The 13,742-nt window shown below is 70.8% G+C and carries 12 protein-coding genes; 10 read left to right on the top strand and 2 right to left on the bottom strand.

Annotation, left to right across the window (positions count from 1 at the left end; all coding sequences use genetic code 11):
- Nucleotides 1-5: 5 nt before the first annotated feature.
- The gene (locus C6N31_RS11265) at nt 6-2,156 is read right to left on the bottom strand and encodes an MMPL family transporter (protein WP_138353004.1); all 2,151 of its coding nucleotides are present in this window, start codon (nt 2,154-2,156) and stop codon (nt 6-8) included.
- 176 nt (nt 2,157-2,332) lie between these two features.
- On the opposite strand from C6N31_RS11265, the gene rpe reads away from it, so the two are divergent.
- Complete coding sequence (gene rpe / locus C6N31_RS11260; protein ID WP_138353005.1) at nt 2,333-2,998, top strand: ribulose-phosphate 3-epimerase; 666 nt, start codon at nt 2,333-2,335, stop codon at nt 2,996-2,998.
- 110 nt (nt 2,999-3,108) lie between these two features.
- On the top strand, nt 3,109-4,095 hold the full coding sequence (locus tag C6N31_RS11255; RefSeq protein WP_187145265.1) for a sugar-binding transcriptional regulator: 987 nt from the start codon (nt 3,109-3,111) through the stop codon (nt 4,093-4,095).
- A 35-nt stretch (nt 4,096-4,130) separates the two neighbouring features.
- Here the strand turns inward: C6N31_RS11255 and C6N31_RS11250 are convergent, their stop codons facing one another.
- Entirely contained in the window at nt 4,131-5,243 is a 1,113-nt protein-coding gene (locus C6N31_RS11250) for a glycosyl hydrolase family 18 protein (protein WP_198357469.1), read from the bottom strand.
- Nucleotides 5,244-5,431: 188 nt separating this feature from the next.
- Here C6N31_RS11250 and C6N31_RS11245 point away from each other — a divergent pair, with 188 nt between their 5' ends.
- From C6N31_RS11245 to C6N31_RS11210, 8 genes are all read left to right on the top strand, one after another.
- A complete protein-coding gene (locus C6N31_RS11245; protein WP_138353007.1) occupies nt 5,432-6,190 on the top strand; it encodes a GntR family transcriptional regulator in 759 nt (252 codons plus the stop codon).
- A 50-nt stretch (nt 6,191-6,240) separates the two neighbouring features.
- Entirely contained in the window at nt 6,241-6,708 is a 468-nt protein-coding gene (locus C6N31_RS11240; RefSeq protein ID WP_138353008.1) for a guanyl-specific ribonuclease, read from the top strand.
- Nucleotides 6,705-7,019 (top strand): barstar family protein, encoded by a 315-nt coding sequence (locus C6N31_RS11235; RefSeq protein ID WP_244809089.1) that lies wholly within the window; start codon nt 6,705-6,707, stop codon nt 7,017-7,019. Before C6N31_RS11240 ends, C6N31_RS11235 begins: the two co-directional genes overlap by 4 nt.
- A 154-nt stretch (nt 7,020-7,173) precedes the next feature.
- Nucleotides 7,174-8,613, top strand: a complete 1,440-nt coding sequence (locus C6N31_RS11230; protein WP_138353009.1) for a GuaB1 family IMP dehydrogenase-related protein — start codon at nt 7,174-7,176, stop codon at nt 8,611-8,613.
- Nucleotides 8,614-8,951: 338 nt separating this feature from the next.
- On the top strand, nt 8,952-10,442 hold the full coding sequence (locus tag C6N31_RS11225; RefSeq protein WP_307811331.1) for an amino acid permease: 1,491 nt from the start codon (nt 8,952-8,954) through the stop codon (nt 10,440-10,442).
- A gap of 10 nt (nt 10,443-10,452) precedes the next feature.
- Nucleotides 10,453-10,908 (top strand): Lrp/AsnC family transcriptional regulator, encoded by a 456-nt coding sequence (locus C6N31_RS11220; protein ID WP_138353010.1) that lies wholly within the window; start codon nt 10,453-10,455, stop codon nt 10,906-10,908.
- Nucleotides 10,909-11,083: 175 nt separating this feature from the next.
- Nucleotides 11,084-11,884: a carbon-nitrogen hydrolase family protein gene (locus tag C6N31_RS11215; RefSeq protein ID WP_138353011.1), complete on the top strand. Its 801-nt coding sequence runs from the start codon at nt 11,084-11,086 to the stop codon at nt 11,882-11,884.
- A gap of 38 nt (nt 11,885-11,922) precedes the next feature.
- Complete coding sequence (locus tag C6N31_RS11210) at nt 11,923-13,626, top strand: flavin monoamine oxidase family protein (RefSeq protein ID WP_138353012.1); 1,704 nt, start codon at nt 11,923-11,925, stop codon at nt 13,624-13,626.
- The last annotated feature ends 116 nt before the right edge of the window (nt 13,627-13,742 follow it).

The raw sequence follows: 13,742 nt of genomic DNA, 5'->3' as shown, positions 1-13,742 counted from the left end.
GGGTCTCAGGACCGCTGTGCCAGATCGTCGTCCTGCTGGTGGGCGGTGGCCTGCGGCGGTGTGGTGCCGGGGGCGTCCAGCTTGCTGGGCCACCAGACGTGGTGACCCAGGTCGAGGGTGATCGCCGAGACCAGGATCGACCGCACGATGAACGTGTCGAGCAGGACGCCGAAGGCGACCGCGACCCCGAGCTCGGCGAAGCCGACCAGCGGGAGAGTGCCCAGCGCGGCGAACGTGCCGGCCAGGACCAGTCCCGCGGAGGTGATGACACCACCGGTCGCCGCGAGGCCGGTGAGCGTTCCGGCACGGGTGCCGGAGTGGGCCGTCTCCTCGCGGATCCTGGTCATCAGGAAGATGTTGTAGTCGATGCCCAGCGCCACCAGGAACACGAAGACGAACAGCGGGAACGAGGTGTCCTCGCCCTCGAACCCGAACAGGTGGTGGAAGGCGAACGTGCTCGCCCCGAGCGCCGCCGCGAAGGACAGCACGACGGTCGCGATGAGGATCAGCGGGGCGACCAGCGACCGCAGCAGCAGCGCGAGGATGAACAGCACGACGGCGAGGATCATCGGGATGAGGAGCTTGTTGTCGTGCGAGGTCGCACGGTTGGCGTCCTGGATGACCGCCGTGCCGCCGCCGACCTTGGCGTCGGCGCCCGGCACCGCGTGCAGCGCGTCACGGGCCCGGTCGACGGTCTGCTTGGCCGCCGTACTGTCGGCCGCCGAAGCCATCGTGGCTTCCAGATAGACCCGGCCGTTCTTCTCGGCTGGGACGCCCGGTGGGGTGGTGACGGAGCCGGGCGCGACGCCCTGGACCGAGCCGAGGGCGGTACGCGCCTGGTCCGCGGCCCCGGCGTCGGCGATGACGACGAGCGGCTGCCCGGCGCCGGCGGGGAAGTACCGCGCCGCGACCTCTTGGCCCACCACGGAGTCGGGGGTGCCGGTGAAGCCCTGGGCGGCCGTCAGTCCGTTCGCCTTCAGGCCGATCAGCCCCAGTGAGAGCACCGCGAGGGCCACCGCGGTGCCCGCCCAGACCGCGCGCGGCCGCTGGGAGATACGCCCGCCCACCCGCGCCCACAGTCCGCTGCGGGTCGGCTCGTCGGATCCCATGTGCGGCACGGCGGGCCAGAACGCCCAGCGTCCGACGATGACGAGCAGCGCGGGGAAGAGCGTGGTCATCGCGAGCAGGGCGACGGCCACGCCGATGGCCGCGACCGGCCCGAGCCCCGAGGTCGAGTTCATGTCGGCGGCCATCAGGCACAGCATGCTGACGGCGACAGTCGAGGCACTGGCGAGCACCGCGGGCCCGGCCCGGTGCAGGGCCAGGGCCATCGCTTCGTGCCGGTCCTCGTGGCGGCGCAGTTCCTCGCGGTACCGGGCGACGAGCAGCAGCGCGTAGTCCGTGCCGGCGCCGAAGACGAGGACGGTGAGGATGCCGGCGCTCTGCGCGTTGACCACCAGACCGGCGTGCCTGGCGAGCAGATAGATCACCGCCTGGGCGGTGAACAGCGCGCCGATGACGGAGATGATCGGCAGGAAGACCAGGGTCACGCTGCGGTAGGTGAGCAGCAGGATCACCACGACCACCGCGAGCGCGGAGAACAGCAGCGTGCCGTCGAGGCCCTGGAACGCCTCGGCGGAGTCCGAGGCGTAGCCGCCAGGACCGGTGAGGTGCACATCGAGGCCGGCGCTGTTCGCGTCGGCGGTGGCGCGGATGTCCTTCACCGCGTCGGCCAGGCCGTTCCAGCCGCCCGCGTCCACGCTGATCGGGACGATGATCTGGGCCGCGCGCGGAGTGCCGGTCTTCTCCAGCACCGGTCCCACGGTGCGGGCGCCGAGGATGCCGTGCTGCGTCATGGCCTTGAGGGACGCCGTGTCCTTGACGATCTTGGCGCGGTCGGTCTCGGTCAGGCCGCCCGGCCGGGCGTATACGACGACGGCTGGAGCGGTGTCGGGGAGGAAATCCTTCTGGAGGGTGAGGACTTGAGTGGATTCCGCGCTCCCGGGAAGCCACGTCGACGAGTCGTTCTTCTGTTCGTCCGTCAGCTTCTGCGCCAGCGGTGAGACCGCCACCAGCAGAATCAGCCACAGGACGAGTACGACCCACTTGCTGCGCCGGCCGCACACCAGGTGTGCCCACCGTCCGGTTCCGCCCACGACGAGTCTCCCCGCTTTGCGTACGTCTGTCGGCCCTCCCGAAATCCTTGTGGGGAGAGTGCTTGGAGAGCCAGCATGGCACCGGTGTTCGAGATCGTTCCGCGATTTTACGGAACGGACCCGTTCCTTGCGGGGGCAGGGATCTGGCACCCTCCGGGATCTGGTTTGCTGGGCATATGAGCGTGCAGATCAACCCCAGCATCCTTTCCGCCGATTTCGCCCGGCTCGCCGACGAGGCGAAGGCCGTGGAAGGCGCCGACTGGCTCCATGTCGACGTCATGGACAACCACTTCGTGCCCAACCTGACGCTCGGTGTGCCGATCGTGGAGTCGCTGAGCAGGGCGTCGGACATCCCGCTCGACTGCCATCTGATGATCCAGGACCCGGACCGCTGGGCCCCGGCCTATGTCGAGGCGGGCGCCGGTTCCGTCACCTTCCACGTCGAGGCGGCGGCCGCGCCGGTGCGGCTGGCCCGGGAGATCCGGGCGAAGGGCGCGCGGGCGTCGATGGCACTCAAGCCCGCCACCCCGATCGAGCCGTACGAGGACCTGCTGCCCGAGCTCGACATGTTGCTGATCATGACGGTGGAGCCCGGCTTCGGCGGGCAGGCGTTCCTCGACATCATGCTGCCCAAGATCCGCCGGACCCGTCAGCTGATCGACAAGCACGGCCTGGAGCTGTGGCTGCAGATCGACGGCGGGGTGTCGGAGCGGACCATCGAACGGTGTGCCGAGGCGGGCGCGGACGTCTTCGTCGCAGGTTCCGCGGTCTACGGTGCGGACGACCCGGCGGCGGCGGTGCGGGGGCTGCGTGAGCTGGCCACGGCGGCCTGTACCCACTGACGGTCCGGCTACGCGTCCGTAACACCGCGCCATCTGCGAGGATGAGCGCGGAGCCGATCAGATGGGCAACTGGGGAGAGCAACGTGACCACAGGCCGCACACAGGTGCGCATGGGCCCCGGCGAGATGGTCCAGGCCGCAGCGATGGCGCGCCGTTTCTACCTCGAGGGCAAGTCCAAGATCCAGATCGCCGAGGAGTTCGGCGTGAGCCGCTTCAAGGTGGCCCGGGTGCTGGAGACCGCCCTCGAACGTGACCTGGTACGGATCGAGATCCGGGTCCCGGCCGAGCTGGACGCCGAGCGCTCGGACGCGCTGCGCGCCCGCTACGGCCTGCGGCACGCGGTCGTCGTCGAGACCCCGCCGGAGCAGTCCGACGCGCCCGACCCGGAGAACCTGGGCAAGGTCGCCGCCGACCTGCTCGGCGAGCTGGTCACCGAGGGCGATGTGCTCGGCCTGGCCTGGGGCCGCTCCATCATCACGATGGCCAACGCCCTGGACCGGCTGCCGCAGTGCACCGTCGTCCAGCTGACCGGTGTGTACGACGTGGGCACCGCCGAGCGCGGCTCCGTCGAGGCGGTGCGGACCGCCGCCGCGGTCTCCGGCGGTGAGGCGCACCCGCTGTACGCGCCGATGGTGCTGCCGGACCCGGCGACGGCCGCCACCCTGCGCGCCCAGAGCGGAATCGCCGCCGCCATGGGGTACTTCGACAAGGTCACCGTCGCGGTGGTCTCGATCGGCTCCTGGGCGGCCGGCATCTCCACCGTCCATGACGCGCTGACCGACGCCGAGCGCGCGCACTACGCGGGGCTCGGCGTCGCCGCCGAGATGTCCTCGCACCTGTTCGACGCCGCGGGGCGCCGGGTCGGCCGCGACCTGGGCGAGCGCTGCATCACCATCGAGGCGGACCGGCTCCGCCGGATCCCCGAGGTGCTGGCCATCGCGGGCGGGCTGCGCAAGGCCGCCGCGATCGACGCCGTGCTGCGCTCCGGGCTGGTCACCAGCCTGGTGACGGACACGGCCGCCGCCGACCACCTGCTGTACTCGACCGGCGCCGCCCCGCGCCCCGCCCTGGACCGCGCGGACCCCGACGGACCGTAGTCCGCCGGGGTCGCACGTGCCCTGGTCCGGCCGGATCAGCGGGTGAACCAGGGGTTCCCGCCGAGGGACCACACCGAGACCTTGGTGACGCCGAGGCCGGTGAGGACCTGCAGCTTGCGGTCCATCGACGTCTGGTCGACGTAGTCGTAGAGCTTTCCGCCCGAGGTCCAGCGGATCTCGCCGGATCCGCTGTCCCGGCGCTGCTCGATGGTGGACGCGTTGCCCGACCAGCCGGGCTTGCCGCGCATCACGCTGAACGGGATGTTGCCCTCGATGGCCGAGGTGTCGCACGACGCGGGGGCGCTGTAGCCGTACGAGGGCAGTCCGATGACCAGCTTGTCGTGGTTGGGCACCTTGCTCCGGGCGTACTGGACGACCTGCTTCAGCCAGGCGTACGGGGTGATGGCCTTGCACTTTCCGCCCGGGTCGGAGTCGTACTCGTCGTCGTAGGCCATGATCGCGAGCTCGTCGACGCCCGTCGCGACCACCGCCGCGTAGTCGTAGTAGGGCGCGTCCTCGGTCATGGCCGGGGCGTCCACCTGCAGGCGCTTGCCGGAGGCGTGCAGCGATGTGGCGAGCTGGGTGAGGAAGGTGCGGTAGGTGGCGAAGTCGCCGGTGGACCAGGACCAGTAGTCCTCCATGTCGACGTCGATGCCGGTCAGCCCGGCGTTGACCGTCATCGCCGTGAGCTGCTGGACGGCCTGGCCGCGCCGGGCCGAACTGCCCACCAGGGCGCGGACGGTGGGGGTGTCCATGCCCGAGACGGTCGGGTACTGGTACGTCGAATGTGCCTTGAGATCGGTGACGTTGGCCGCGCTGTAGGCGTTGCACAGGCCCTGCGCCGTGGTCTCCAGGAGCAGGGTGCCGTTGGGCTGGACCGCCCAGTACTCGGGCTTGAGCGCTCCGCTCCTGAGCCGGTTGTCGGCGTACTCGGCCTGGCCGGAGCACTGCGGCTCACCGGCGGAGCCGGGGTAGAGCCAGCCCTGCAGCTGCACACCGGACGGGACGGCGGGGACGGCGGCGGGAGCGGCGTGGGCCGGGGCGGGCGTACGGCCCGCGGGAGAACCCACGGCCGATCCGGCGGTGAACGCCGCGACCGTACAGGCGGCGGCCGCGGCGGCGGCGGTGAGAAGTCGGCGATTGCGCATGGTGCTGGCCTCCGGTGACGGTGGTCGGAATCCTGACCAGTGGGGGGATGGCGCTGGGGTGATGGTGGACCAGGAGGCGGCAATTGGTCAATAAGTGGTCAGTTTATTTACGCCAACCTGTCTGCTGACCTAAGCTGAGAGCACAAGATTGGCCACTGTGTGCTCACTGCGCGGGAGCGGCGTACCCGATGACTGCCGGACTGAGAAAACGCGATCTGATCCGCGAGCACCTGATCTCGCTGATCGAGGCCCGTGCGGTGGGGCAGGCCATCCCGGCCGAACGGCAGCTGTGCGTCGAACTGGAGACGTCCCGGCCGACGTTGCGCGCCGTGGTGGACGAACTGGTCAAGGACGGCTGGCTGGTGCGCGAGCACGGGCGCGGGGTGTTCGTCGGCACGCCGAAGATCTCCCAGCGGATCGTGACCGCGCCGGCCGCCGATCAGTCCGGCTACCCGGCGGCCCCGGGGACGTGGACCAGCCGCGTCCTCGACCACTCGGTGATCCCGGCCGGCATGAGCATCGGGAGCCGGCTCCGCGTCGAGGCCGGCACCCCCGTGCTGCGGGTGGCCCGGCAGCGGCTGGTCAACGACGAGCCGATGGCGCTGGAGACCATCCACGTCCTCAGCGAGCTGGTGCCCGGCGCCACCGCGGACGACGTCGAGAGCGGCTCCTTCTACTCCCTGCTGCGCGAGCGCTACGGCATCGAGCCCTCCGCGGCCGAGCAGATCCACGAGGCGCTGTCCGCCGACACCGTGCAGGCGTCGCTGCTCGGCATCAGCGCCGGAGCGGCGGTGCTGTCCTCCGAGCGCGTCACCCGCGACCAGCACGGCCGGCTCTTCGAGTACACGCACGCCATCTACCGCGGCGACCGCTACCGGCTGGTCTCCCAGCTGGCCCTCAGCGGTCCGCCGGACGCCGCGAGTCCCCAGGTCACGCCCACCGTCTGACCGCGCGCGCCACCGTGCTCCGGCCGGGGCCGTGTGGCAGCATCGGCCGCATGCTGCTGCGGTCCGCCACGCGCGCGGCCGCCGCCGCGCTCCTGATGTGCCTCGTCGTGCTCCTCACCGGCTGCTCCTCGGACACCGGGACGCGCACCGGGACGACGGGTACCGGGACCGCGACGCGCTCCCCGGCGTCCCCGGGCAGCGGCTACGGCCCCACCGCCTCCGTTCCCGGCTGGGCCTCGGGACGGGCGACGGTCGCGGCCGGCCGGCTGCCCGCCGAGGCGCGGAACACACTGGCGCTGATCGACCGGGGCGGCCCGTACCCGTACGCGAAGGACGGGGCGGTGTTCAGCAACTTCGAGAGGGAACTGCCCCGCGAGAAGTCCGGCTACTACCACGAGTACACCGTCACGACCCCGGGCTCACGCGACCGCGGGGCCCGCCGGGTCATCACCGGCGAGGGCGGGGAGTTCTACTACACCGACGACCACTACCAGACCTTCAAGGCGGTGCTGCGGTGACGGCCACCGTGCTCGACCTCGCCGGTGTCACCACCCGGCACGAGTTCATGGACCGCTGCGCCCGGTCGCTGTCCCTGCCGGAGTACTTCGGCCGCAACTGGGACGCCCTGGCGGACTGCCTCACCGACCTGTCCTGGTGCCCGGCCGCCACCCGGCGCCGGCTGCGGGTCACGGGCTGGCAGGAGTACGCCGCCGTCTCGCCCCGCGAATGGCGCATCGTCACACAGATCCTCCGGGACGCCTCCGACTTCTGGCAGCACACCGACACCCCCCTTCACGTGATCGTGGAGGAAGCCACAAACGAGGTCTGAGCCCCCTGGTGGAAGGCACAGAACGGGGGGCGCCGGTTCGCCAGAACTTGGTCGCATCGGCGATGATGGCGTAGGAGCCGCAGCCTGGACGGCGCTGGTTCGGTGCTGACTCCCCACCCGCCCCAGACGTATAACCGCAGGTGAGGCAGCCAGTATGAAATTCCTCAATGACGTGAAGCCCCCTTACGACCTGACCTACGACGATGTCTTCATGGTGCCCAGCCGCTCCGCGGTCGGGTCCCGGCAGGCGGTGGACCTCGCGTCCCCCGACGGCACCGGCACCACCATCCCGCTGGTCGTCGCGAACATGACCGCCATCGCCGGCCGCCGGATGGCCGAGACGGTCGCCCGCCGTGGTGGCCTCGTCGTGATCCCCCAGGACATCCCGATCGACGTGGTCGCGGACGTCGTGGCGTACGTCAAGAGCTGCCACCTGGTGCTCGACACCCCGATCACGCTGGCTCCGCACCAGACCGTCGCCGACGCGCTGTCGCTGCTGCCCAAGCGGGCGCACGGCGCGGGCGTCGTCGTAGAGGACGGCCGCCCGGTCGGCGTCGTCACCGACCACGACCTCACCGGCGTGGACCGCTTCACCCAGCTGTCCGAGGTGATGACGCGCGACCTGCTGCTCGTGGACGCCGGCATCGACCCGCGCGAGGCCTTCAACCGCCTCGACGCCGCCAACCGCAAGCTCGCCCCGGCCGTGGACGCGGACGGCCGGCTGGTCGGCATCCTGACCCGCAAGGCCGCGCTGCGCGCCACCCTGTACACGCCCGCCACCGACGCCAACGGCAAGCTGCGCATCGCCGCCGCCGTCGGCATCAACGGCGATGTCGCGGTCAAGGCCAAGCAGCTGCTCGACGCGGGCGTCGACACACTCGTCGTCGACACCGCGCACGGCCACCAGGAGTCGATGCTCACCGCGGTCAGGGCGGTCCGCGCCCTCGACCCGCAGGTGCCGATCGTGGCGGGCAACATCGTCGCCGCCGAGGGGGTGCGCGACCTCATCGAGGCCGGCGCGGACATCATCAAGGTCGGTGTGGGCCCCGGCGCCATGTGCACCACCCGCATGATGACCGGCGTGGGCCGCCCGCAGTTCTCCGCGGTCCTGGAGTGCGCCGCCGAGGCGAAGAAGTACGGCAAGCACGTCTGGGCCGACGGCGGCGTCCGGCACCCGCGCGATGTCGCGATGGCGCTGGCCGCGGGCGCGTCCAACGTGATGGTCGGCTCCTGGTTCGCCGGCACCTACGAGTCCCCGGGCGACCTCCAGCAGAGCGCCGAAGGGCGGCTGTACAAGGAGAGCTTCGGCATGGCCTCGGCTCGCGCGGTGCGCAACCGAACGAGCGAGGAGTCCGCGTACGACCGGGCCCGCAAGGCGCTCTTCGAGGAGGGCATCTCCACCTCGCGGATGTTCCTCGACCCGACGCGTCCGGGCGTCGAGGACCTGATCGACTCGATCATCGCGGGGGTGCGCAGCTCGTGCACCTACGCGGGCGCGGGCTCGCTCGCCGAGTTCGAGGAGAAGGCCATCGTCGGCATCCAGAGCGCCGCCGGCTACGCCGAGGGCAAGGCCCTGCACGCCAGCTGGAGCTGATGACGCAGCACGCCGAGCGCCGGACGGGCTGGGACTCCAGCCCGGTCCGGCGCTCTCGCGTTCGCCCCCACAAAGCGGACAACGCAACGACCTGCCGCAGCGATGGCAATGATTCGGCGCACTCCGGCGGTTTCGCGCAACGATCATCCGCAGATGCGCAATAGACCCGCATTACAGGCACTCGTCATACCTCGTAAGGTCATGCCCTGTACGTGGAGCGGTGGCGACCCCAAGCTCGGCGGTTCCCACCGGTAGTGCGCCGGGACGCGCACTCCCGTACGGTGCCGCCGCGACCTCGCCGCCGCCGTCCGAACCGGCACGACCAAGGAGCTCCCGCAGTGGCACGAACTGGCGCAGCGCCGTCCACCCGCGACCGGACCGGGGCGGATCCCGCCCCGGGCGGCCCCACCCCCGGCGGCGGCTTCGGAGGCAGGCTGATGCGGCGCAAGCCCGTCGACCGGCTCGTCGCCGAGGGCGGCCACGGTGACGGCGGGGAGCTGAAGCGCTCCCTCGGCATGTGGCAGCTGACGATGATCAGCATCGGGGCGACCCTCGGCACCGGCATCTTCGTGGTGCTGGGCGAGGCCGTCCCCAAGGCCGGCCCCGCGGTCGTGATCTCCTTCGTCATCGCCGGGTTCACCGCGCTCTTCTCGGCGCTCTCCTACGCCGAACTGGCGGGCAGCATCCCGGTCTCGGGGTCCTCGTACTCCTACACCTACGCCACGATGGGCGAGTTCATCGCCTGGCTCTGCGGCTGGTGCCTGATCCTGGAGTACGGGGTGTCGGTCGCCGCGGTCGCGGTCGGCTGGGGCCAGTACCTCAACGAGCTGCTGCACGGCACGATCGGGGTCACCATCCCCGACGCGTTCGCCAACCCGCCGGGCGCGGGCGGCGTCGTGAACATCCCCGCACTCCTGGTCGTGCTGCTCTCCATGGCGTTCCTGCTGCGGGGTGCCCGGGAGAGCGCCCGCGTCAACACCGTCATGGTCGTCGTGAAGATCGCCTCGCTGGTGCTGTTCTGCGCGGTCGCCTTCACCGGCATCCGGGCCGGCAACTTCCACCCGCTGATGCCGCTCGGCATGGCGGGCGTCAGCGCCGCGGGCGCCACGCTGTTCTTCTCCTACATCGGCTTCGACGCCGCCTCCACCGCAGGCGAGGAGGCCAGGAACCCCAAGCGCGACATGCCGCGCGCGATCATCCTGTCGCTGCTCATCGTCACGGTGCTGTACTGCCTGGTGGCGCTGGTCGCCGTCGGCGCCATGCCGTGGCAGCAGTTCAGCGACGCCCACGCCGCCCTCGCACAGATCCTCCGCCAGGTCACCGGCCAGAGCTTCTGGGCGGTGCTGCTCGCCGCGGGCGCTGTCATCGCGATCGCCAGCGTGGTGCTGACCGTGCTGTACGGACAGACCCGCATCCTGTTCTCGATGTCCCGCGACGGCCTGGTGCCCAAGATCTTCTCGAAGGTCGACCCGAAGAGCGGCACCCCGCGCGCCAACACCGTGATCGTCTCGCTCTTCTGCGGCATCCTGGCGGCCCTGGTGCCGCTCGGCGAGCTCGCCAACGCCACCAGCATCGGTACGCTCTTCGCCTTCGCCCTGGTCAACGTCGCGGTGATCATCCTGCGCCGCACCCGGCCGGACCTGCCGCGCACCTTCCGCGTCGCGTTCTCCCCGGTCACCCCCGCCATCGGGTTCCTGCTGTGCCTGTGGATGATGACCAGCCTCGGCGCCCAGACCTGGAAGTGGTTCGGAATCTGGATGGCCGGCGGACTCGTGCTGTACTTCACGTACGGCATGCGCCGGTCCCAGCTCGCCCGAGAAGAAGTGTGAACCACCCGCTGTGCGCCTGAATGATCTCGACGAACGCATCGTCCATGCCCTTGCCGAGGACGCCCGCCGCTCCTACGCCGACATCGGCACCCAGGTCGGGCTCTCCGCCCCCGCCGTCAAACGCCGGGTGGACCGGCTGCTGGCCTCCGGCGCCATCACCGGCTTCACCGTACGGGTGGACCCGGCGGCGCTCGGCTGGGAGACCGAGGCGTTCGTCGAGATCTACTGCCGGCGCAACACCGGCCCCGGCGACATCCTGCGCGGCCTCGCCCGCTACTCCGAGGTCGCGACCGTCTCGACCGTCACCGGCGAGGCGGACGCCCTCGTCCAGGTCTTCGCCTCCGACGTGCGGCACTTCGAGCGGGTGCTGGAACGGATCGCCGGGGAGCCGTTCGTCGAGCGGACCAAGTCCGTCCTGGTGCTGTCGCCGCTGCTGCGCCGCTACACCTCGGGCTCGCCGGCCTAGGCCGTGCCGTCCCAGGCTGTGGCCTGAACCACATACGCAACAGATCGCCGCCGGCCGGCTCCGAGACGCAACGGATCGCTGGTAGGTGCGCAAGATTCACATCTTGTTGCGTAGGTGGCCGGAAACGTACCTTCTAAGAGACCCCGAACAGACCATCGAGCGACGAAGAGGATCCATGCCGCCGCTGCGCATCGCGCTGTACCAAGGCCCCGGCGGCGTTCCGGATTCCACCGGCGCCGCCCTGGCCGCGCTGGACGGCGCCGCCCGGCGGGCGGCGGCCTCCGGCGCCCGGCTGCTCGCCAGCTCCGAGATGTACCTGACCGGGTACGCGCTCGGCGACCGGATACCCGGGCTGGCCGAGCCCGCCGACGGTCCGGGCGCGCTGCGCGTCGCGGAGATCGCCGCCGAGCACGGCATCGCGATCGTGTACGGCTATCCCGAGCGGGCGGGCGCCGCGGTCTTCAACTCCGCGCAGCTCATCGGCCCGGACGGCACCGCGCTGGCGAACTACCGCAAGACCCATCTGTTCGGCGGCTTCGAGCGCGAGCACTTCACCCCCGGCGACACCACCGTGGTCCAGGCGGACCTCGACGGCACCCGGATCGGGCTGCTGATCTGCTACGACGTCGAATTCCCGGAGAACGTCCGGGCCCATGCCCTCGCGGGCACCGACCTGCTCGTCGTTCCCACGGCGCTGATGCGCCCGTACGAGTTCGTCGCACAGACCCTCGTCCCGGCCCGCGCGTACGAAAGCCAGCTGCATCTGGCCTACGCCAACCGCTGCGGCGCCGAGGGCGAGTTCCACTTCACCGGGCTCAGCTGTCTGGCAGGGCCCGACGGAACGGTCCGCGCCCGGGCCGGCACCGGTGAGGAGCTGGTGATCGCCGACGCCGACCCGGAGCTGCTGCGGGCCGCGCGGGACGAGACCCCGTACCTGCCCGACCGGCGGCCCGAGTTGTACGGCACGCTCGTCTGACGTTCGTCTGACCCCTTTTTCGCGAGGAGACACCCCCGATGACGTCCGTGCCCACCGCGGTCCATGACGAGCAGCATGTCCAGGCGCAGGCCGAGCCCCCGATCACGATGTTCGGGCCGGACTTCCCGTACGCCTACGACGACTACCTGGCGAGCCCGGCCGGGCTCGGTGCCGTACCGGCGACCGAGCACGGCACCGAGGTCGCGGTCATCGGCGGCGGGCTCTCCGGCATCATCGCGGCCTACGAGCTGATGAAGATGGGCCTCAAGCCCGTCGTCTACGAGGCGGACCGGATCGGCGGCCGGCTGCGCACCGTCGGCTTCGAGGGCTGCGACGCCGACCTGACCGCGGAGATGGGCGCGATGCGCTTCCCGCCGTCGTCCACCGCCTTCCAGTACTACGTGGACCTGGTGGGCCTGCAGACCCGGCCGTTCCCCAACCCGCTGTCGCCCGGCACCCCCTCGACCGTCGTCGACCTCAAGGGCGAGTCGCACTACGCCACGTCCGTCGACGACCTGCCCGAGGTCTACCACCAGGTCATGCACGCCTGGAACGCGTGCCTGGAGGACGGCGCGGACTTCTCCGCGATGCAGCGCGCCCTGCGCGAGCGTGACGTCCCCGTCATCCGCGAGATCTGGTCCGCGCTGGTCGAGAAGCTCGACAACCAGACGTTCTACGGGTTCCTCTGCGACTCCCCGGCCTTCAAGTCCTTCCGGCACCGGGAGATATTCGGCCAGGTCGGCTTCGGCACCGGCGGCTGGGACACCGACTTCCCCAACTCCATCCTGGAGATCCTGCGGGTCGTCTACACCGGCGCCGACGACGACCACCACGGCATCGTCGGCGGCAGCCAGCAACTGCCGCTGCGGCTGTGGGACCGCGAGCCGGACAAGCTCACGCACTGGGAGCGGGGCACGTCGCTGTCGTCGCTGCACGGCGGCACGCCGCGCCCGGCGGTCACCCGGCTGCACCGCACCGCGGGCAACCGCATCACGGTCACCGACGCGGCGGGCGACATCAGGACGTATCCGGCGGCGGTCTTCACCGCGCAGTCCTGGATGCTGCTCTCCAAGATCGCCTGCGACGACTCGCTCTTCCCGATCGACCACTGGACGGCGATCGAGCGCACCCACTACATGGAGTCGTCCAAGCTCTTCGTGCCGGTCGACCGGCCGTTCTGGCTGGACAAGGACGAGCAGACCGGCCGCGACGTGATGAGCATGACGCTCACCGACCGGATGACCCGCGGCACGTACCTGCTCGACGACGGCCCGGACAAGCCGGCGACCATCTGCCTGTCGTACACCTGGTGCGACGACAGCCTCAAGTGGCTGCCGCTGAGCGCCAACGAGCGCATGGAGGTCATGCTGACCTCGCTCGGTGAGATCTACCCCAAGGTCGACATCCGCTCGCACATCATCGGCAACCCGGTGACCGTGTCGTGGGAGAACGAGCCCTACTTCATGGGCGCCTTCAAGGCCAACCTGCCCGGCCACTACCGCTACCAGCGGCGGCTGTTCACCCACTTCATGCAGGACACGCTGCCCGAGGACAAGCGCGGCATCTTCCTCGCGGGCGACGACATCTCCTGGACGGCGGGCTGGGCCGAGGGCGCGGTCCAGACGGCACTCAACGCGGTGTGGGGCGTCATGCACCACTTCGGCGGCGGGACCGACGCGACCAACCCCGGTCCTGGCGACGTCTACGAGGACATCGCGCCGGTCTTCCTCGACGAGGACTGAGCGCCGCCGGGCATCCGTGCGGCCGGCCGGGTTGACGTCGTAACGTGACCGGGGCTTAAGGAGGCGTATAGCGGGACGCCAGCCGCTCGCGGTGCAATCCTCCGAGTAAGCGGCCC

The sequence above is a fragment of the Streptomyces fildesensis genome, from assembly GCF_016107395.1.
GTDB classification, from domain to species: Bacteria; Actinomycetota; Actinomycetes; order Streptomycetales; family Streptomycetaceae; genus Actinacidiphila; species Actinacidiphila fildesensis.
Note: the sequence above shows the minus strand (reverse complement) of the source record. Positions and strands in the feature narration are given on the sequence as shown.